This is a genomic window from Phytobacter palmae (assembly GCF_039409775.1).
Lineage (GTDB): Bacteria > Pseudomonadota > Gammaproteobacteria > Enterobacterales > Enterobacteriaceae > Phytobacter > Phytobacter palmae.
Genome location: NZ_JBCIVJ010000006.1, coordinates 33425 through 52878, shown reverse-complemented (window position 1 = coordinate 52878; position 19454 = coordinate 33425). Strand labels below are relative to the sequence as shown.

Sequence of the window (19454 nt, the reverse complement as noted above, 5' to 3'; positions counted from 1 at the left end):
ATTTAGCCCTTCTGTCGTAGAAGGGCTATAAACGGGTATTAGTCGCACTGAACTTTGATGGCAAGGCCGCCGCGAGAGGTTTCGCGATATTTAGCATTCATATCTTTGCCGGTCTCGTACATGGTTTCGATAACCTTATCCAGTGAGACTCGGGGGGCGCTGGTGCGGCGCATTGCCATACGGGAGGCATTAATTGCTTTCACTGAGGCAATAGCATTACGCTCGATACAGGGCACCTGTACCTGACCCGCGACCGGGTCACAGGTGAGGCCGAGATTATGTTCCATACCGATTTCCGCCGCCACGCAAACTTGTTCCGGACTGGCGCCCAGCAGTTCCGCAAGGCCCGCCGCCGCCATTGAGCACGCTACGCCCACTTCCCCCTGACAACCCACCTCGGCGCCGGAAATCGAGGCGTTCATTTTATACAGTGCGCCAATAGCGCCTGCGGCAAGGAAATAGCGGATATAAATATCCGGAGTGACGGATTCGATAAAGTGGTCATAGTAGGCCAGCACTGCCGGGACAATACCACAAGCCCCGTTTGTCGGCGCTGTCACCACACGTCCACCAGCAGCGTTCTCCTCGTTCACCGCCAGCGCGAACATATTGACCCAGTCCACAACGTTCATTGGATCGTTTGAGAGCTTATCGCTGGCAACCAGCATTCGACGCAGCGCTGAGGCGCGACGTGGCACGCGCAGCGGGCCAGGCAGCACACCTTCCGTGTTCATGCCGCGATCGATACAGGCACGCATCGTCGCCCAGACATGGCCGAAGTACGCTTCGATCTCCTGCTTGCTGTGCAGCGCCAGTTCGTTTTGCATCACCATGCCAGAGAGCGAAAGCCCGGTCTCTTTGCAATAATTCAGCATATCGCTGGCCGATTTGAACGGGTAGGGAACGGTAACTTCGTTGAGCACTTCTTTACCAAAATGCTCTTCATCGACAATAAAACCACCGCCGATGGAGTACCAGGTATTGCTATAGACTTCACGCTCGCCATTCCACGCGTGGATGCTCATGGCATTTTCGTGCAGCGGCAGATTGTCGCTGTGAAAACGCATGCCGTTATCCTGCGGAAAATCCACTTCCCGACGGCCCTGAGCGAGCAGCAGGCGACCCCGATTTTCCACATCGCGGATAAATGCCGGAATGGAATCAATGTCTACCGTGGCTGGCTCATTGCCAGCCAGACCCATAATAATGGCGATATCGGTATGGTGGCCTTTACCTGTCAGTGACAGTGAGCCATAAACATCCACCGCAACGCGGGTGACGCTTTCCAGTAATCCTTTTTCGACCAGGTCATCGACGAACTGCTTCCCGGCTTTCATCGGGCCAACAGTGTGGGAGGAAGAGGGACCGATCCCCACCTTGAACATGTCGAATATACTAATCACATTAACACTCCTGACAGGGTTACCAGAGGTTCCAGTAACGATGTAATAACTGCGCATAGTGTAAGAGGGAAGCGTGCGGTCAGCTTAATTATTCACATGAATTAAACTAATGCCTAACCTCGATTTTACTAATAGCGCGCGGCCACATTCTACTGTCCCAAGAATGCTTCGTGTTAAGTATAGTTAAGGGCGAAGCCCCACCTGCAGTGCCAGCTCACGAATTATGCCGGCGGTCATGCCCCAGACAAAATAATGCTGATACCAGGAGAGCCACACCCGGTGAGCATTGCCCTGGCGATGGATATCCAGTGGATGATAGCGCCCCAGGCGTAGCGCCTCGGCCAGCGGCATTTCAAATACCGAAGCTACTTCGTCTTCGCTGGCGTGGTAATGCAGATCGGGAGGAATAATACCCACAACGGGTGTCACGCGAAATCCGGTGACGCTGTCCACGGGAGGGAGCACGCCGATAACGTCGACGGCCTCAGGAGGAATAGCCACCTCTTCTTGTGCTTCCCTCAGGGCCGCGGCAATCAGCGAAGCATCGGTGTCATCAACGGCACCGCCGGGAAAAGCGACCTGCCCGGCGTGTTTTCGCAATCGTGGCGAACGCTGCGTCAACAATAACCCTGGCTGCTCGCGTCGCACCACCGGCACCAGTACTGCCGCCTGCCGCGCATTTGCGGCTGTGGGGTGTAGCTGGGGGCGTAAAAGCTGAAAACGCGACAGAAAATCATCCAGGGTAAGGTTAGGCTGCGCCACGATTTAGCTCTCCAGTTGCTGCAAGATACGGTTAACTTTATCAAACGTTTCCTGATATTCCGCCTCTTCGTTGCTATCCGCCACGATACCGCCTCCGGCTGAACAGAATATTTGACCCGCCCACGCCGTCAGGGTACGAATGGTGATGCTGGTATCCATGGCGCCGCAAAAACTGATATACCCAATGCTGCCGCACCAGGCATTACGCCGTTGTGGTTCCAGTTCATCGATAATTGCCATGGCGCGAATTTTAGGCGCCCCGGTAATCGACCCACCCGGAAATGCGGCGCGTAATACATCGCTGGCATGTAAACCGGCAGGCAGCTTTGCTGTTACGGTACTGACCAGATGGTGAACAGCCGGGAAGGGCTCTACGACAAACAACTCCGGGACGCGTACGGAACCAGGCACGGCCACCCGACCAATATCATTGCGCATCAGGTCGACAATCATCAGATTTTCAGCCCGATCTTTCGTTGAAGCGGCCAGTTTTTGTGCCTGTTGTGCATCATCCTGCGCATCAGGCAGGCGCGGAAGTGTGCCTTTGATAGGGCGCGTCTCGATAACATCGTCCGAAAGATGAATAAACCGCTCCGGCGACAGGCTTAAAACCGCACCCTCTTCCAGACGTAAAAAAGCACTGAACGGGGCGCGATTTGAGCGATTCAGACGGCAAAACGCCTGCCACTCATCGCCGACATAGTGTGCCTGAAAACGCTGGGCGAGATTAACCTGATAACAATCACCGCTGTGCAACCATGCCTGTACCTGACGAAATTTCTCGCCATACTCCGAGCGCGTCATATTTGCCTGCCAGGGGGCGGTCAGGCTAAACGGGATGGCGGACGGCGGTGTTTGGGCGTTAAGCCAGGCCAGACGCGCCTGCGGATCCCGGTAACTCAGTAGCGTGACTCGTTGTTTATGGTGATCCACCACCATGGCCCAGTCATAAATGCCTATTGCCATATCCGGCAATAAAATATCTTTTTGTGCACGGGAGGGCAGTTTTTCGAAGCGACGCCCTAAATCGTAACCGAACAGTCCGAGTGCGCCACCCAGAAACGGCAGATCGTTGTTCGTCTGTGGGTGGATCCCGGCTTTGTCGATAGCCTGTTTCACCAGGGCAAACGGGCACTCTGGTGATATTTGCTCGCCATTGGCGTCGGTGATAACGGTCTGTTCACCCCGTGTGACAAGCGTTGAGAGAGGATCGGCGACCAGAATATCAAAACGGTTGCAGGCATGGTCCGCGTGACCGGAGTGCAGCAGCATGGCCCATGGCAGCGGCTGAATCAGGGAAAAATAGTGCTCTGCGGCATCGGGATGCCACGGTAACGATATCAAAGTAGGGAAAAACGTCTTCATCAGTCCTGGCTCTTTGCGCGATCGCTGGCGCATAGCCACGGCGCATGAAATAATCAGCGCGAATAATTTAGCAGGAGTTCACAATGTTTGCAGGTTTACCTTCCCTTAGCCACGAGCAGCAGCAAAAAGCGGTCGAGCGCATTCAGGAGTTAATGGCACAGGGCATGAGCAGTGGGCAGGCCATCTCTCAGGTTGCTGATGAGCTACGCGCCAGCCACACGGGCGAACGCATTGTGGCGCGCTTTGAAGACGAAGACGAATAATCCCCTGAAAACTGGAGGCGGTGAATGGATAACACGATGCCTGAGACGATACCGGATGCGATCCTTGCGTTTATCACAGCGGCAGTTATCCCGGGCGACCTCACGCTTCCTTTTCACTATCCGCAGCCAGAGCAATGGCACGCGTGGCATTGCGGTTTTCGCTGGCACGGCGTCACCGGTGAAAGTCTGGTGGCGGACACCCCCGGGATGTGGCAGCCAGGCTGGTATCTTCTGGCGCTTAATGGCTTCGACGATCCTTTCTTTATCGATCTGGGTGAAGCGGCGGACGGCTACCCGGTCTATTATGCCGCACACGGCGCTGGCCGCTGGCAGGCAGAACGCATTTCGCCCAATTTGCACGCTTTTCAGACCCTTTTAGACCAGCTATGCCATGCCGATGAGGCGGCTGCGCTGGCGTTGCTTGACGCGCATACCGAAGCGGACAGTCCGTTCTGGCTTGAGCTTCGGGAAGCGCGGCTGGCGCATGATGATGACGACGATAACGCCGTGAACGTGGACCCACAGGACTGGCAGGCGGGGCGTCTGCTCATTACTGATATCGGCCCGCAGAAACTAAAGGTCGTTCACGTCCTCAGAAAAACGCTTAATTTACCGTTAGCTGATGCGCTAAGTTTTGTCGCCAGTCCGCCCGTTTGTGTGGGCGAGGATTTTCGCCTGCGTTTGCGCCCGCTGGAGCGAGAATTAGAGGCCACTGGCGCAACCGTTACTTTTGCGCCTGCCGGCCCGGTGCTGGAAACCCTGCGGCTGAATATGGCGATTGGTATTGAAGCGCTGATTGCCTGCGTAAAGGCCGGGCAGGGTAAAACGCTTTATTACGATCTCTATTCAACACGCGACGGGGCTTTTCAGGCGGGCGATGCGCTTTATGTGGTCGCCAGCGATGACGACGAAGCCGCAGCATCGACGGGGCGTTATCGACACTTCGCCTGTATGGGCGAGCATTTTCAGTCCGTCGTGGAGCTGGCCGTTGAGCAAAAACCCAACGCCAGCGATGGCGAAATTATCCGTGCACTCAACCATTATCTGGAGCACGACGACTTTCTCGATATGGAATAAGTTCCGGCGCGGTATGCGCGCCGGAACGCGTCCTGTCAGACGGCGGCAACAATCTTAATTTCGACTTTATATTTCGGGTTCATCAACCCGGCCTGAACGGTACAGCGTACTGGTGCATGACCTGCCACCACCCACGCATCCCAGGCTTTGTTCATTGCCGCGAAATCGCTTTTATCCACCAGAAATATCGTCGCATCGAGGATGCGGGTCTTATCGCTGCCCTGTCTGGCCAGCACGGCGTCAATTTGCGCCAGGGTGTTGGCGGTTTGTTCAAACGCGTCGGCGTCGAGGTTTTCCGGCACACCGGTATAGTAGAGCGTTTGATTATGGATAACGGCGTCAGACCAGCGGGCGTCGGCATCAATGCGGGTAATAGTCATATTTTCTTCCTCAGGGTTTTTCTTCTGAATGCGGCCAAGACTGCCACAGACTGGCGTAAAACCCAATGCCCTGACATAATCGCTGGCGATTTATCCAGTGTGGGGGCAGTGTGACGGACGATTTTGCAACAGACGGTCAGTTGGCCAAAGCGATACCGGGTTTTAAGCCCCGGGAACCACAACGTCAGATGGCCCATGCCGTCAGTGACGCCATTGCCCGTACACAGCCGCTGGTGGTAGAGGCAGGCACCGGGACCGGTAAAACCTACGCCTATCTGGCTCCGGCCTTGCGTGCAGGCAAAAAAGTGATCATCTCAACGGGATCAAAAGCGCTGCAGGATCAGCTATACAGCCGCGATTTACCCACGGTGGCAAAAGCGCTTGCGTTCACTGGTCATACCGCACTACTTAAAGGGCGTTCAAACTACCTCTGTATTGAACGACTGGAACAGCAGGCGCTGGCGGGGGGCGATCTGCCGGTGCAAACTCTCAGCGACGTGATTTTGTTACGCTCCTGGTCAAATCAGACCAAAGATGGCGATATCAGCACCTGTGTCAGCGTGGCGGAGGATTCTGCCGTCTGGCCGCTGGTGACCAGCACCAATGACAACTGTCTGGGCAGCGACTGCCCGATGTACAAAGATTGCTTTGTGGTAAAGGCGCGCAAAAAAGCAATGGATGCCGATGTGGTGGTGGTCAACCATCACCTGTTCCTGGCAGACATGGTGGTGAAAGAGAGCGGTTTTGGCGAGCTGATCCCGGAAGCCGAAGTGATGATTTTCGATGAAGCGCATCAACTTCCTGATATCGCCAGCCAGTATTTCGGTCAGTCGATCTCCAGCCGTCAGTTGCTGGATTTAGCCAAAGATTTCACTATTGCTTATCGTACCGAGCTACGTGATACCCAGCAGTTGCAAAAATGCGCCGACAGACTGGCGCAGAGTGCGCAGGATTTTCGTCTGCAACTGGGGGAACCGGGATATCGTGGCAACTTGCGGGACCTGCTGGCCGATGCCCATATCCAGCGGGCGCTACTGCTGCTTGATGACGCTCTGGAGCTCTGTTATGACGTGGCAAAACTGTCGCTGGGACGTTCGGCTATTCTCGATGCGGCGTTTGAGCGTGCGACGCTGTACCGCGCACGGCTCAAACGGTTAAAAGAGATCAATCAGCCCGGTTTTAGTTACTGGTATGAGTGTACCTCGCGCCATTTTACCCTGGCACTGACGCCGCTCACCGTGGCGGATAAATTCAAAGAAGTCATGGCGCAGAAAAGCGGCAGCTGGATTTTTACCTCGGCGACGCTCTCGGTGAACGATGATCTGCACCACTTTACCGGGCGGCTCGGCATCGAAGAAGCACAAACGCTGCTGTTGCCAAGCCCGTTCGATTACGCCCGCCAGACGCTGCTTTGTGTGCCGCGAAACCTGCCACAAGCTAATCAGCCGGGAGCGGCGCGTCAGCTGGCGGCAATGCTCAAACCGATCATTGAAGCAAACAATGGTCGCTGCTTTATGCTTTGTACTTCCCACGCGATGATGCGCGATCTCGCTGAACAGTTCCGGGCCACCATGACGCTACCCGTTTTGCTGCAGGGAGAGACCAGCAAAGGGCAGTTGCTACAGCAATTTATTACCGCAGGAAATGCCTTACTGGTGGCGACCAGCAGTTTCTGGGAAGGGGTGGATGTGCGCGGCGACACGCTGTCGCTGGTCATTATCGACAAACTGCCGTTCACTTCGCCGGACGATCCGCTGCTAAAAGCGCGAATGGAGGATTGCCGCCTGCGCGGCGGCGATCCGTTTGATGAGGTCCAGCTTCCGGATGCGGTTATTACTCTTAAACAGGGCGTCGGGCGCCTGATTCGTGACGTTGATGACCGGGGTGTGCTGGTGATTTGCGATAACCGTCTGGTAATGCGCCCCTATGGCGCGGTGTTCCTGGCAAGTCTGCCGCCTGCGCCGCGTACGCGGGATATTCGCCGCGCAGTTGCGTTTCTTGCTGCCTCTGCGGCGAAGTAATTTGGCGCAGACTGTGTTAATATGCGCGCCATTTTGTTTTACCGGGACTGCGATTACCCATGCGAATTCTGGCCATTGATACCGCCACTGAAGCCTGCTCCGTCGCGCTGAACAGCGACGGAACCCTCTTTGCTCATTTCGAACTCTGCCCACGTGAACACACGCAACGCATTCTGCCTCTGGTGAAGGATATCCTCACCGAGGGCGGCGTTGCGCTGTCTGAACTGGATGCGCTGGCCTTTGGCCGTGGTCCGGGAAGTTTTACCGGTGTACGCATCGGTATTGGCATTGCACAGGGGCTGGCGCTGGGTGCGGAACTGCCGATGATTGGCGTTTCAACGCTGGCGACGATGGCCGAAGGGGCCTGGCGCAAATCGGGAGCTACCCGTGTGCTGGCAGCCATTGATGCCCGAATGGGGGAAGTCTACTGGGCGGAGTATCAGCGCGATGCTGACGGCGTCTGGCATGGTGAAGAGACCGAAGCGGTCCTTAAACCGGACGCGGTGACAGCGCGCCTCAACGCGCTTTCTGGCGAGTGGGCGACCGTCGGTACCGGCTGGCAAGCCTGGCCGGATATGGCAAACGACACCGGACTGACGCTGACAGATGGCGGTGTGTCGTTGCCGGAAGCGCAGGATATGTTGCCCATTGCGCACCAGCAACTTTCGCTGGGACGAACCGTCGCCGTTGAGCATGCCGAGCCAGTTTATTTGCGTAACGAAGTGGCCTGGAAGAAACTTCCGGGCCGGGAATGAATCTCAGTAACAAAAGGCTGAGTGAGGGAGTCGCATCATGGCGAGTCAAAAAAGAGTTATGCGCTGGTTACTGGCGGGCGTGGTCGCCGCAGCGTTGAGTGGGTGTGTTTCTGTGCCTGACGCGATCAAAGGAACTACTCCGACGCCACAGGATGATCTGGTGCGCGTGATGAATGCGCCAAATCTCTATATCGGCCAGGAAGCCCGTTTCGGCGGCAAAGTGGTGAAAATTGATAATCAGCAGGGGAAAACACGCCTTGAGATAGCTACCGTACCGCTGGATGACGGGGCCAGACCTATTCTTGGCGCAACATCCGTTGGGCGCATTATGGCTGATGTTAATGGCTTCCTCGATCCGGTGGACTTCCAGAACCAACTGGTAACCGTCGTCGGCCCGATTACCGGCACCTATGACGGTCAGGTTGGTGGTGCTGCCTATAAATTCGCGGTGATTCGTGCTGACGGCTACAAGCGCTGGCATATCACTAAACAGGTGGTGCTGCCGCCACAGCCGATGGATCCATGGCTGATGGGGCCACACCCGTGGCATCGCGGCTACGGCGGCTGGGGCTGGTATACTCCCGGCCCTGCGTATGAAGAGAGTGTTGTAACAGAGTAACCCTCTGTTCTGCATGAATAAAGAAACAGCGGCTGGTCCGCTGTTTCTTTATTTGCGCGACCATAACAAAAATAATTAGTGATGCGCTTCGCAACCTTCAATCCGAACAATAAATAAACTGGTACGCTGAGTTAATATTATGTTAACGACTTGTTTATTAACTGGGGTTGTGATGACGACAAATACACATTTTAGAGGTGATGCATTGAAGAAGGTTTGGCTAAACCGTTATCCCGCCGATGTGCCTGCGGATATTAATCCCGATCGTTATCAATCCCTGGTTGAACTTTTTGAACACGCGACGGCGCGCTACGCCGACCAACCTGCGTTCGTCAACATGGGGGAGGTGATGACCTTCCGCAAGCTGGAAGAGCGTAGCCGCGCTTTTGCCGCATACCTGCAACAGGGTTTAGGCTTGCAAAAGGGTGATCGTGTGGCGCTGATGATGCCGAACCTTTTGCAATATCCGGTGGCGCTGTTCGGTATTCTGCGCGCGGGTATGATTGTTGTGAACGTCAACCCACTGTACACGCCGCGCGAACTGGAACATCAGCTTAATGACAGCGGCGCATCCGCTATTGTGATTGTCTCCAACTTCGCCCACACGCTGGAAAAAGTGGTCGATAAGACTCAGGTTCGCCATGTGATCCTGACGCGCATGGGGGACCAGCTCTCCCCGGCGAAGGGCACGCTGGTTAACTTTGTCGTTAAATATGTGAAGCGTCTGGTGCCGAAATACCACCTGCCTGATGCCATCTCGTTCCGCCGTGCGCTGCAGGCGGGCTATCGTTTGCAGTACATCAAGCCGGAAGTCACAACAGATGATCTGGCGTTTCTGCAATACACAGGCGGGACAACGGGCGTGGCCAAAGGGGCAATGCTGACGCACCGTAATATGCTGGCCAACCTGGAACAGGTAAATGCGACCTACGGCCCGTTGCTCCATCGCGGCAAAGAGCTGGTGGTCACCGCGTTACCGCTCTACCACATTTTTGCTCTGACCATGAACTGCCTGTTGTTCATCGAACTGGGCGGACAGAACCTGCTCATCACCAACCCGCGTGACATTCCAGGGCTGGTGAAAGAGCTGGCGAAGTACCCTTTCACCGCAATGACCGGGGTAAACACCCTGTTTAATGCATTGCTGAACAATGACGATTTCCACAAACTTGATTTTTCCTCACTGCACCTTTCTGCGGGGGGCGGCATGCCCGTACAGCAAGCTGTTGCCGAGCGCTGGGTGAAACTTACCGGCGAATACCTGCTGGAAGGTTACGGTCTGACGGAATGTTCGCCGCTGGTGAGCGTCAACCCGCATGATATTGATTACCACAGTGGCAGTATCGGTTTGCCGGTCCCGTCCACAGAAGTGAAGCTGGTGGATGACGCGGGCAACGAAGTTCCTCCGGGCGAACCGGGTGAATTATGTGTCAAAGGCCCGCAGGTGATGCTGGGTTACTGGCAGCGTCCGGCGGCGACTGATGAAATCATTAAAGATGGCTGGTTGTACACCGGCGACATCGCGGTGATGGATGAAGAAGGCTTTATGCGTATCGTCGATCGCAAAAAGGACATGATTCTGGTCTCTGGTTTTAACGTCTATCCGAACGAAATCGAAGATGTCGTGATGCAGCATGAGGGCGTCAAGGAAGTGGCAGCGGTAGGCGTGCCCTCGGATGCCAGCGGCGAAGCGGTCAAAATCTTTGTAGTGAAAAAAGACGACTCGCTGACCGAAGAAGCGCTTATCGCGTTTTGCCGCCGCCAGCTAACGGGCTATAAAGTGCCGAAACGGGTGGAATTCCGCGCCGAGCTGCCGAAATCCAACGTCGGCAAAATTTTACGACGAGAATTGCGTGACGAAGCGCGTGGCAAAGTGGACAATAAAGGCTGAGCTATGCGTTAGTCGCCAGAACGCCGGTTAATCCGGCGTTTTTTGTGGGCGCAAACTAAAGAGAAGACGATTTGAATTACCAGATGATCACGACGAACGAGGCGCTGGCAGCGCTGTGTGAAGCTGCGGCTGGCACTGATGCTATTGCGCTTGATACTGAATTTGTCCGCACCCGCACCTATTATCCCCAGCTTGGTTTAATCCAGCTCTATGACGGGGAGCGTGTGGCGTTAATCGACCCATTAACCATCACTGACTGGGCACCGTTCCGCGATCTGATTACCAATACCCGTGTAACCAAATTCCTCCATGCCGGCAGCGAAGACCTCGAAGTCTTCCTTAACGCCTTCGGTGTGATGCCGCAGCCGATGATCGATACGCAAATTCTCGCCGCTTTCTGTGGCCGTGCGCTCTCCTGGGGCTTTGCGGCAATGGTGGAGCAGTACACTGGTGTGGCGCTGGACAAAAGCGAATCCCGTACTGACTGGCTGGCGCGTCCATTAACGACACGTCAGTGCGATTATGCAGCAGCCGATGTCTGGTATTTGCTCCCTATCGCCCGCAAATTACTGGCCGAAACCGAAGAAGCGGGGTGGCTCAATGCCGCACTGGATGAGTGCCGACTAATGATGCAGCGTCGCAGCGAAATTCTGGCGCCGGAAGAGGCATGGCGTGAAATCAGCAACGCCTGGCAGTTGCGTACTCGTCAGTTGGCCTGCCTGCGTTTGCTGGCTAACTGGCGCCTGCGTAAAGCCCGTGAGCGAGACCTGGCGGTCAATTTTGTGGTGCGTGAAGAGAACCTGTGGGCCGTGGCGCGTTATATGCCGGGCAGCATGGGCGAACTGGACAGCATTGGTCTTTCCGGCAGCGAAATTCGTTTTCATGGCAAAACGTTGTTATCACTGGTTGCACAGGCGCAGGCGCTGCCGGAAGATGCACTACCGGATCCGATTCTGAACCTGGTGGATATGCCCGGCTATCGTAAAGCGTTTAAAGCCATTAAGGCGCAGGTGCAGGAAGTCAGCGAGAGCAAAGGACTGAGCGCAGAATTGATCGCTTCACGTCGGCAAATTAATCAGCTACTTAACTGGCACTGGCAATTAAAGCCGCAGACGAATTTACCTGAATTAATTAGCGGCTGGCGCGCGGAATTGATGGGTGAGCAGCTCAAAACATTATTAGCGGAATATCCGCGCTGATGCCTGTATATAACAACAGGGGTTAAGCGTTAATAAAAGAAAAAGGCAGAAGATTTCTGCCTTTTTTATTACCCCTGACGCAGCGATAAACCGTCGGGTTATTTCGTCTCTTCTGGTTCCGGCAAGGTAACGTTGAGTTCCAGAATGGATATATCGTCACCGCGTTGTTCCAGTTGGACTGAAACCATTTCCGGATCGATTTGAACATATTTACAAATCACCTCCAGAATATCCCGCTTTAGCTGCGGTAAATAATGTGGTTCAGCTTCGCTGCGTCGGCGTTCCGCAACAATAATTTGCAGACGCTCTTTGGCGATGCTGGCGGTATTCTTTTTTCTGGAGAGAAAAAAGTCGAGTAATGCCATAGCTTATCCTCCGAACAGGCGTTTGAGGAAACCTTTCTTCTCTTCATCAATGAAGCGGAAAGGACGTTCTTCTCCCAGTAGACGTTCAACGGTATCTGCGTACGCTTTGCCTGCATCGGCAGTGGTATCCAGAATAACCGGCTCCCCCTGGTTGGATGCGCGAAGGACTGACTGATCTTCGGGGATCACGCCAACCAGCTTAATGCGCAGGATCTCCAGCACGTCTTCCATGCTGAGCATATCACCTTTATTAACGCGCCCCGGGTTGTAGCGGGTCAACAACAGGTGTTCTTTAATCGGTTCCTGGCCGTTTTCGGCGCGACGCGATTTAGACGCCAGGATGCCGAGGATACGGTCAGAGTCACGGACGGAAGAGACTTCCGGGTTGGTGGTGATGATCGCTTCATCCGCGAAATAGAGTGCCATCAGCGCGCCGGTTTCAATCCCCGCCGGTGAGTCGCAAATGATAAAGTCGAACTCCATTTTCTGCAGCTCATCAAGCACCTTCTCTACGCCTTCACGGGTTAACGCGTCTTTGTCGCGCGTCTGCGAAGCCGGGAGAATATAAAGATTTTCCGTACGTTTATCTTTAATCAGCGCCTGATTCAGCGTCGCATCGCCCTGAATGACGTTCACGAAGTCGTACACGACGCGACGTTCACAGCCCATGATGAGATCGAGGTTACGCAGGCCGATATCAAAATCAATAACGACGGTTTTCTTTCCCTTCTGGGCCAAACCGGTTGCGATGGCCGCGCTGGAGGTGGTCTTACCCACGCCCCCTTTACCCGAAGTAACAACAATAATGCGTGCCATAGGAGTTCCTTGTTAAAAGGGCTTAATCTAATGGTTGAATAGTCAAAGCGTTATCCGCTAAACGTAAGCGTGCCGCTTTGCCATAAAAATCGGCCGGGATTTGATCGCTCAGCCAGTATTCCCCTGCGATGGATACCAGCTCCGCCGTGAGGTGAGTACAAAATATTTGCGCATCCTTGTCGCCGCCTGCGCCAGCCAGCGCGCGGCCACGCATCATGCCATAAACATGGATATTACCGTCGGCAATTAACTCCGCGCCCGCACTGACATGGCTGGTGACAATCAGATCACAGTTTGGCGCATAAACACGCTGTCCGGAACGAACAGGAAGATCGATCAAGCGTGTTTTTGTGACCGGAGTAACAATAGGGGCGACGGGGACAGGGGCGGCAACCTGACGTTGCGGCTTTTCTTTGCCTTCGGTCAGAAGCGGCAACCCGGCACGTTCGATATCGGCTTTCAGTTCGCTGTCTTTACAACCGCTGATACCAACAACCCGTAACCCTGTAGCCAGAATGGTCTGCTGAATCGGCGACCAGTTTACCGGGCCCTCAAGATCAGAAACATTAATAACGACAGGAGCATGTTTTAAAAAAGCGGGAGCCTGAGCGATTTTGTCTTCTAACGCCTGGCGAATAACCTCGGGTTTTGCATCATGCAAGTGAACCACAGATAAGGTAAAACTACTGCCTTTTAGCTCGATGGGCGTGTTTGACATCCTGACCTTACTCATTTTGCTATTATCACTCATGAGTGAGCGATATTCCGAAGACTATCAAGCATGTTATAGTCACTATTATATTCAGGCAAGTAACCACCCCTTAATTCAGAGCAAAAGTATGTTTTGTGTGATCTACCGAAGTTCCCGACGTGAACAGACTTATCTGTATGTCGAAAAAAAAGACGATTTTTCACGCGTGCCGGAAGAATTAATGAAAAGCTTTGGCCAGCCCCAGCTAGCCATGTTATTGCCCCTCGACGGACGTAAAAAACTGGCCAGTGCGGATCTGGAAAAAGTAAAAGAGGCGTTGCGCACGCAGGGATATTATTTACAGATTCCACCGCCGCCAGAAAATTTACTGAAACAGCATTTAGAAAGCGAAAGATAACGCCCCCCGAATTTTATGGTGGCGGATCGATTCCGCCACTTGTCTTACTCCCGCATAAACGTTGAATAAAAAGTTTGCTATTTGACAAACCGCCATGTGGCGCGGATAGTCATTTTTCGCACTTGTTCAATGTGTTACTTAGGGGAAAGACATGTACCAACATCATAACTGGCAGGGCGCACTCCTGGATTACCCGGTGAGTAAAGTCGTGTGCGTTGGCAGCAACTATGCGAAACATATTAAAGAGATGGGCAGCGCCACGCCGGAAGAGCCGGTGCTGTTTATTAAACCGGAAACTGCATTGTGCGATATTCGCCAGCCGCTGGCATTGCCGCAGGATTTAGGTTCCGTGCATCATGAAGTTGAACTGGCCGTGCTTATTGGCGCCACTCTGCGTCAGGCAACCGAAGATCATGTACGAAAAGCCATTGCTGGGTATGGCGTGGCGCTGGATCTCACGCTTCGCGATCTGCAGGCCAAAATGAAAAAGGCTGGGCAGCCGTGGGAAAAAGCGAAAGGTTTTGATAATTCCTGCCCGATCTCCGGTTTTATTCCGGCGGCAGAGTTTACCAGCGATCCGCAGAACACGACGCTGGGGCTAAAAATCAACGGTGAAGTCCGCCAGCAGGGGACCACTGCCGACATGATCCATAAAATTGTGCCGCTGATTGCTTATATGAGTCGCTTCTTCACGCTCAAAGCCGGGGATGTCATTCTGACCGGAACCCCGGAAGGGGTAGGGCCGCTGCACGGCGGGGACGAACTGGAAGTGAGCTTTAACGGCCTCTCGTTAAAGACCCGAGTGTTATAAGTCGATTTGCCGCCAGAACGGCGGCAAAACTTGCATCCCCATGCCAGACTGGTTATAAGGTGCTCCCTGGTTTTAAATGGCGAACTGATTTATGAGCGACACACCTTTCTGGCAAAGCAAAACTCTTGAACAAATGACGGACGCGGAGTGGGAATCGCTGTGTGACGGCTGCGGTCAGTGCTGCCTGCATAAGCTGATGGATGAAGATTCCGACGAGATTTATTTCACTAACGTCGCCTGTCGTCAGTTAAACATCAAAACCTGTCAGTGCCGCAACTACGAGCGCCGCTTTGAGTATGAACCGGACTGTATCAAGCTGACGCGTGATAATTTACCTACCTTTGAATGGTTACCGCCCACCTGCGCCTATCGTCTGCTGGCCGAAGGGAAGGCGCTACCGGTCTGGCACCCGCTGCGTACCGGCTCGAAAGAGATGATGCACAAACAACGCATCACAGTTCGTCATATTGCGGTAAAAGAGTCCGAAGTCCGCGACTGGCAGGATCATATTTTAAATAAACCCGATTGGGCGCAATAATATCCACTGTTATACCGCTACTCTCTGAGATGAATGAAAACTGATTTAAAACAAGACGCTAAAAGATCTGCAGGTCTTAAATAAGCAGAAACATTAACGGGGCCTGTAATGAATAAATTCATTGTGATGGTAGCGGCAGGTATTCTGCTCGCAGGTTGTACAACGTCAAAACCCTCTCCACAACGGCACGCTATTGCCTTTACGGAAAACCACAGCTCAACGGACGGCGGTGTCCGTTTCTCGCCACGAGGCACTTACCGTAACATTATTCCCGCCTTTGAACAGGCATACGATAAAGGAAAACGAGATAGCATTACTGGTCGTGATTCGCATTACGCTACCAAATATGCCGGGATGCTAAGGGTACAGGCCAGCCGTCGTCTCACCGAAACATACGACAGGTCTGGCGATACGGCACAGGCGGACCCGAAAGATGCCGAGCTGATAGGCAATGAGTTAGCGGCGACTTATCTGGATGGCTATAACGGGGTGTATTAAGCGACTGTGTTGTTAAAGACAGTCGCTTCGGTTAGCTACCCCCTGCCGGGAGTTCTTTTTGTTGCGGTAATAAAAAAACGCTCCCGAAGGAGCGTTCTGTTAGCGACCGAAGAGGTCGCGTTTTTTCGGTTTAAAGGGCTGTGCGATGAGCACCAGCGCCGCGACAACAAAGTAAGCGACAAAGATACCTAACAGCCATTGCGGCATTTCCAGTGACAGGAACTGCCACTGTTTTTCAGCACAATCGCCTGAAGCCACGAAGACCTGCGGAAGCCATTTATCCAGTGGCAGCCACGAAGGGAAACGCGCAGCAAAATCGCAGGTCATAAAAGGAGAAGGATGAAGCTGAATCATGGTGTGTTCATACGCCAGCTGGATCCCACGCCAGGCGCTGTACAACCAGATTAAGATAGCGACGTAGCGCAGCGGCGTTTTCGGCGCAATCGCTCCGACAATACCCGCGCCCATCACACCAAAAAGGGCAGAACGTTCGTAAATACACAGGACACAGGGTTTCAGCAACATGACGTGCTGGAACCACAACGCCACTAATTCAAGTGCCAGTGCGGTGAACGCCATTAATAGCCAGGCGCCGCGCCCGTGAGAGCACTTGTTCAAATATCGCAACATAATCATTTCCCTGGGACATGCGTAGACACAGCAGTGTAAACGAAATCACTTAGCAAGCCACTATTGCATAAGAAAATAATACGTAATCGGATGTTTATCATGCGAAAAGTCAAATCCTGCTGTCAGGAATGTAAGCAAAGCGCTAACAGGAAAAACATTAATGATAGATGTGGTAAATGATTTTCAGTAAAGAAGAAGTAGTCGTGAATAAATTGGGGGTAAAAAGTACGGCATGTGAATCTTTCAAATTGGATCGGCGATCCCCTTTTTCTTCATTTCGCCTGCTATCTGCCCCCGAGGTGGTCTGGTATGATGAGTGATCTTTGCTTAGTTGTATAATGGAAATCTCACTATGGTCATTAAGGCGCAGAGCCCGGCGGGTTTCGCGGAAGAATACATTATTGAAAGTATCTGGAATAACCGTTTCCCTCCGGGGTCGATTCTTCCGGCAGAACGCGAACTCTCCGAACTGATTGGCGTCACTCGTACCACATTGCGTGAAGTGTTACAGCGTCTGGCCCGCGACGGCTGGCTGACCATTCAGCACGGTAAGCCCACTAAAGTAAATAATTTCTGGGAAACCTCCGGGCTCAATATTCTGGAAACTCTGGCGCGTCTGGACCATGAGAGCGTTCCGCAGCTCATCGATAACCTTCTGTCCGTGCGTACCAATATCGCGACCATCTTTATCCGTACCGCGTTCCGTCAGCATCCGCAAGACGCGCTGGCGGTGCTGGCAAACGCACGTGAAGTTGAAGATCACGGTGATGCGTTTGCTGAACTCGATTACAACATTTTCCGCGGTCTGGCTTTTGCCTCCGGCAACCCGATTTACGGGCTGATCCTCAACGGGATGAAAGGCTTGTATACCCGCATCGGGCGTCACTACTTCGCAAGCCCGGAAGCACGCAGCCTGGCCCTCGGTTTCTACCATCGTCTGGCAGAAATCTGTGAGAAAGGTTTACATGACGAGGTGTACGAAACGGTACGTCGTTATGGGCGTGAGAGTGGTGAGATCTGGCAGCGCATGCATAAAACACTGCCCGGGGATTTAACGATTCACGGGCGTTAAGCAAAGCGAAGCCCCTCCGACGGAGGGGCTTTTCGTTATCAGAGAGTATTATTACGGGCAGGGCAACGGTCCAGCAGTTCCACACTGCCATCTTCATTTTGCTGTTCCAGCAGCACGTCAAACCCCCACAACCGATGCACATGTTTGAGCACTTCCCGGCGGCCTTTATCCAGCGGCGCGCGATTGTGCGGGATATAGCGCAGCGTCAGAGAACGATCGCCGCGTAAATCCACATTCCACACCTGAATATTGGGTTCCAGATTGCTCAGGTTGTACTGTGACGACAGTTTGGAACGAATCTCACGGTAACCCTCCTCGTTGTGAATCGCCGCAATCTCCAGATAATTATTGCGATCATCATCCAGCACGCTAAAGAAGCGGAAATCACGCATGATTTTTGGCGACATAAACTGACTGATGAAGCTTTCATCTTTAAAATCGCGCATGGCGAAATGCAGCGTTTCCAGCCAGTCGGAACCGGCAATGTCCGGGAACCAGTATTTGTCTTCATCAGTTGGGGACTGACAAATCCGTTTGATGTCCTGGAACATCGCAAATCCGAGGGCATACGGGTTAATACCGCTATACCACGGGCTGTTGTAGGGCGGCTGGAATACCACGTTTGTATGGCTGTGAAGAAATTCCAGCATAAAGCGGTCTGTCACTTTCCCTTCATCATACAGATGATTGAGGATGGTGTAGTGCCAGAAGGTTGCCCAGCCTTCGTTCATGACCTGTGTCTGTTTCTGCGGATAAAAATACTGACTGACTTTACGCACGATGCGCAAAATCTCACGCTGCCAGGGTTCCAGCAACGGGGCATTTTTTTCCATAAAGTAGAGCAGGTTTTCCTGTGGTTCAGAAGGGTAGCGGCGCGCTTCCACAACGGCTTTCTCTTCTTCACGTTTTGGCAGAGTGCGCCACAGCGTGTTGACCTGGCTTTGCAGGTACTCCTCACGGCTTTTCTGGCGGGCTTTCTCTTCCTGCAGGGAGATCTTTTGCGGACGTTTATAACGATCAACGCCATAATTCATCAGCGCGTGGCAGGAATCGAGCAGTTTTTCCACCTCTTCGACACCGTATCGCTCTTCACAATCGGTGATGTAGTTACGGGCGAAAATCAGGTAGTCGACAATCGAACTGGCATCCGTCCAGCTGCGGAACAGATAATTATTCTTAAAGAAAGAGTTATGCCCGTAGCAGGCATGCGCCATAACCAGCGCCTGCATGGTGATGGTGTTCTCTTCCATCAGATAGGCGATACAGGGATTGGAGTTAATGACAATCTCGTAGGCCAGACCTTGCTGTCCATGCTTATAAAGCCGCTCGGTTTCAATAAATTTTTTACCGAATGACCAGTGGGGATAGTTAATGGGCATCCCTACGCTGGAGTAGGCGTCCATCATCTGTTCGGAGGTGATGACTTCGATTTGATGCGGGTAAGTATCCAGGCGGTAAAGTTTCGCCACCCGGTCGATCTCTGCGAGATACACATCCAGTAGATCGAAGGTCCAGTCAGGTCCATCACTGAGACGTATGGTGTCCTTATTCATGGAATCAATCGTAGCCATTAGCGCGCCCTCGTTGTTAGCAACTCTCTCTGTATGGAGAGTCTCATTTCAAGCATAGAACACACAATAAAAACCGTACGTAACGTCGCTTTTTTTCTTCGCGATAACACCTTGCAAGAGAGGGGTGAAAATCGTCATTGGCAGAATTTTATTCTGCGGCGAAATGTCGTGCAGCAGGAGATTCTAAATATCCTGACGCCTGAATTTACGGAAAGGTGTGAGTAGCGTCACCATAAAAAAGCCATATGTTGAATAACATTTTCATCTGAGTTATCAATTTGTAATCAGATGATTGTGCTTTACACATGG

21 protein-coding genes are annotated in these 19454 nt (G+C 53.1%); 12 read left to right on the top strand and 9 right to left on the bottom strand.

The window, feature by feature from the left end; all coding sequences use genetic code 11:
• Window positions 1-38: 38 nt before the first annotated feature.
• The 3 genes from sdaA to pabB form a co-directional block, all read right to left on the bottom strand.
• Window positions 39-1403 (bottom strand): L-serine ammonia-lyase, encoded by a 1365-nt coding sequence (gene sdaA / locus AAIG39_RS09380; protein WP_090085931.1) that lies wholly within the window; start codon window positions 1401-1403, stop codon window positions 39-41.
• A gap of 183 nt (window positions 1404-1586) precedes the next feature.
• Window positions 1587-2165 carry a CoA pyrophosphatase gene (locus AAIG39_RS09375; protein ID WP_090085933.1) on the bottom strand — a complete coding sequence of 193 codons (579 nt, stop codon included), beginning with the start codon at window positions 2163-2165 and terminating at the stop codon, window positions 1587-1589.
• Between the two features lie 3 nt (window positions 2166-2168).
• Entirely contained in the window at window positions 2169-3530 is a 1362-nt protein-coding gene (pabB, locus tag AAIG39_RS09370) for an aminodeoxychorismate synthase component 1 (protein ID WP_343193701.1), read from the bottom strand.
• Window positions 3531-3613: 83 nt separating this feature from the next.
• Here pabB and AAIG39_RS09365 point away from each other — a divergent pair, with 83 nt between their 5' ends.
• Together AAIG39_RS09365 and AAIG39_RS09360 are read left to right on the top strand one after the other, a co-directional pair.
• Window positions 3614-3793: a YoaH family protein gene (locus tag AAIG39_RS09365; RefSeq protein WP_085005980.1), complete on the top strand. Its 180-nt coding sequence runs from the start codon at window positions 3614-3616 to the stop codon at window positions 3791-3793.
• 24 nt (window positions 3794-3817) lie between these two features.
• Window positions 3818-4870 (top strand): DUF7716 domain-containing protein, encoded by a 1053-nt coding sequence (locus tag AAIG39_RS09360; protein ID WP_343193700.1) that lies wholly within the window; start codon window positions 3818-3820, stop codon window positions 4868-4870.
• Between the two features lie 35 nt (window positions 4871-4905).
• Here the strand turns inward: AAIG39_RS09360 and AAIG39_RS09355 are convergent, their stop codons facing one another.
• Window positions 4906-5250, bottom strand: a complete 345-nt coding sequence (locus AAIG39_RS09355) for a RidA family protein (RefSeq protein ID WP_039079523.1) — start codon at window positions 5248-5250, stop codon at window positions 4906-4908.
• A gap of 110 nt (window positions 5251-5360) precedes the next feature.
• Between AAIG39_RS09355 and yoaA the strand changes: the two genes are divergently transcribed.
• The 5 genes from yoaA to rnd all read left to right on the top strand — a co-directional run bounded on the left by yoaA (window position 5361) and on the right by rnd (window position 11735).
• Window positions 5361-7271, top strand: coding sequence for a DNA repair helicase YoaA (gene yoaA / locus AAIG39_RS09350; protein ID WP_249569107.1), 1911 nt, complete (start codon window positions 5361-5363; stop codon window positions 7269-7271).
• A gap of 59 nt (window positions 7272-7330) precedes the next feature.
• On the top strand, window positions 7331-8026 hold the full coding sequence (gene tsaB / locus AAIG39_RS09345; protein WP_090085940.1) for a tRNA (adenosine(37)-N6)-threonylcarbamoyltransferase complex dimerization subunit type 1 TsaB: 696 nt from the start codon (window positions 7331-7333) through the stop codon (window positions 8024-8026).
• A gap of 37 nt (window positions 8027-8063) precedes the next feature.
• Window positions 8064-8645, top strand: coding sequence for a Slp family lipoprotein (locus tag AAIG39_RS09340; RefSeq protein WP_090085941.1), 582 nt, complete (start codon window positions 8064-8066; stop codon window positions 8643-8645).
• 205 nt (window positions 8646-8850) lie between these two features.
• A complete protein-coding gene (gene fadD / locus AAIG39_RS09335) occupies window positions 8851-10536 on the top strand; it encodes a long-chain-fatty-acid--CoA ligase FadD (protein ID WP_139223064.1) in 1686 nt (561 codons plus the stop codon).
• A 71-nt stretch (window positions 10537-10607) separates the two neighbouring features.
• Window positions 10608-11735, top strand: a complete 1128-nt coding sequence (gene rnd, locus AAIG39_RS09330) for a ribonuclease D (RefSeq protein ID WP_343193699.1) — start codon at window positions 10608-10610, stop codon at window positions 11733-11735.
• A gap of 98 nt (window positions 11736-11833) precedes the next feature.
• Here the strand turns inward: rnd and minE are convergent, their stop codons facing one another.
• Genes minE through minC form a run of 3 tightly spaced genes read right to left on the bottom strand, consistent with a single transcriptional unit; the run spans window position 11834 to window position 13634 of the window.
• Window positions 11834-12100 (bottom strand): cell division topological specificity factor MinE, encoded by a 267-nt coding sequence (minE, locus tag AAIG39_RS09325; protein ID WP_090085947.1) that lies wholly within the window; start codon window positions 12098-12100, stop codon window positions 11834-11836.
• Between the two features lie 3 nt (window positions 12101-12103).
• A complete protein-coding gene (gene minD, locus AAIG39_RS09320; protein WP_090085949.1) occupies window positions 12104-12916 on the bottom strand; it encodes a septum site-determining protein MinD in 813 nt (270 codons plus the stop codon).
• 22 nt (window positions 12917-12938) lie between these two features.
• Entirely contained in the window at window positions 12939-13634 is a 696-nt protein-coding gene (gene minC, locus AAIG39_RS09315; protein ID WP_090085950.1) for a septum site-determining protein MinC, read from the bottom strand.
• Window positions 13635-13755: 121 nt separating this feature from the next.
• Here minC and AAIG39_RS09310 point away from each other — a divergent pair, with 121 nt between their 5' ends.
• The 4 genes from AAIG39_RS09310 (at window position 13756) to AAIG39_RS09295 (ending at window position 15872) form a co-directional block, all read left to right on the top strand.
• On the top strand, window positions 13756-14025 hold the full coding sequence (locus tag AAIG39_RS09310; RefSeq protein WP_139223066.1) for a YcgL domain-containing protein: 270 nt from the start codon (window positions 13756-13758) through the stop codon (window positions 14023-14025).
• A 151-nt stretch (window positions 14026-14176) separates the two neighbouring features.
• Window positions 14177-14836, top strand: coding sequence for a fumarylacetoacetate hydrolase family protein (locus AAIG39_RS09305; RefSeq protein ID WP_090085952.1), 660 nt, complete (start codon window positions 14177-14179; stop codon window positions 14834-14836).
• 91 nt (window positions 14837-14927) lie between these two features.
• A complete protein-coding gene (locus AAIG39_RS09300) occupies window positions 14928-15374 on the top strand; it encodes a YcgN family cysteine cluster protein (RefSeq protein WP_039079506.1) in 447 nt (148 codons plus the stop codon).
• 108 nt (window positions 15375-15482) lie between these two features.
• Window positions 15483-15872 (top strand): Exc2 family lipoprotein, encoded by a 390-nt coding sequence (locus AAIG39_RS09295; RefSeq protein ID WP_343193698.1) that lies wholly within the window; start codon window positions 15483-15485, stop codon window positions 15870-15872.
• A gap of 99 nt (window positions 15873-15971) precedes the next feature.
• Here the strand turns inward: AAIG39_RS09295 and dsbB are convergent, their stop codons facing one another.
• Entirely contained in the window at window positions 15972-16502 is a 531-nt protein-coding gene (dsbB, locus tag AAIG39_RS09290; protein ID WP_090085955.1) for a disulfide bond formation protein DsbB, read from the bottom strand.
• A 352-nt stretch (window positions 16503-16854) separates the two neighbouring features.
• On the opposite strand from dsbB, the gene fadR reads away from it, so the two are divergent.
• Window positions 16855-17574, top strand: coding sequence for a fatty acid metabolism transcriptional regulator FadR (gene fadR / locus AAIG39_RS09285; protein WP_090085957.1), 720 nt, complete (start codon window positions 16855-16857; stop codon window positions 17572-17574).
• A gap of 38 nt (window positions 17575-17612) precedes the next feature.
• Here the strand turns inward: fadR and AAIG39_RS09280 are convergent, their stop codons facing one another.
• Complete coding sequence (locus AAIG39_RS09280) at window positions 17613-19145, bottom strand: SpoVR family protein (protein ID WP_090085958.1); 1533 nt, start codon at window positions 19143-19145, stop codon at window positions 17613-17615.
• Window positions 19146-19454 lie beyond the last annotated feature (309 nt).